Source organism: Fructilactobacillus sp. X2R1C1 (assembly GCF_059901435.1).
Genome location: NZ_JBWXUV010000119.1, coordinates 1 through 252, shown reverse-complemented (window position 1 = coordinate 252; position 252 = coordinate 1). Strand labels below are relative to the sequence as shown.

Below are 252 nucleotides of genomic sequence, written 5' to 3'. Positions count from 1 at the left end.
GCTTGAAATGGTTTTAGGCTGTTTATAAACGTTTATAAACACCCAAAACGCTAATTAACTCACTTTGCTCACCGTCACTTAATAATTTGAGTGATTTGTCGCTGTAAAAGTGCGTTAGCTTTGGTTAATAATTGCTGTTCGTCTTTTTTATTGACACCTAGCCAAGGACGAGCGGGAACGGTGACTTTTTTGCCTCGACCTGCGTTACCACCAAATTGATGTAAGCGGGCGTACTTGGCATCACTACCAAAC

General features: G+C 41.3%; 1 protein-coding gene. It reads right to left on the bottom strand.

The window, feature by feature from the left end:
- Window positions 1-74: 74 nt before the first annotated feature.
- A partial coding sequence (locus AC6UDG_RS07710; protein ID WP_500706993.1) for a phage virion morphogenesis family protein occupies window positions 75-252 on the bottom strand: 178 nt, incomplete at its 5' end.